We start from the raw sequence: 424 nt of genomic DNA on the forward strand, positions 1-424 counted from the left end.
GCGACGAGACATTATCGTAATTGCCTCGGTATCTTGTATTTATGGCATGGGGAACCCAGAAGAGTACCGAAAAAGTATTTTACGAATTGGGGTAGGGGAAATTATTTCTCGAAATCAATTTTTATTTAGACTTGTCGAAATCCTTTACTCCAGAACTGAAGCCGAATTTCAAAGAGGCAATTTTCGGGTAAAAGGAGATACGGTGGATATCTATGTACCTTATGCTGATTTGGCTATCGTATTATTTTCTTCGGTGACGAAATTGAAGCTATTCAACGCATTGATCCTATTTCTGGAAAAAATTATCTGAAGAAAAATGGTGGCTATCTTTCCCGCTAACTTGTTTGTTACGGGWAGAGWYGTMTTGTATTTCGTTGATGGCTCTCATCAATACATCTCTACCCGTAACAAACAAGTTAGCGGG

1 pseudogene is annotated in these 424 nt (G+C 38.8%); it reads left to right on the forward strand.

The features are described 5' to 3' along the window. A pseudogene (locus BWI92_RS26800) lies at positions 1-424 on the forward strand (excinuclease ABC subunit B); the annotation flags it as partial.

It is taken from the genome of Flectobacillus sp. BAB-3569 (assembly GCF_002270355.1).
GTDB classification, from domain to species: domain Bacteria; phylum Bacteroidota; class Bacteroidia; order Cytophagales; family Spirosomataceae; genus Flectobacillus; species Flectobacillus roseus.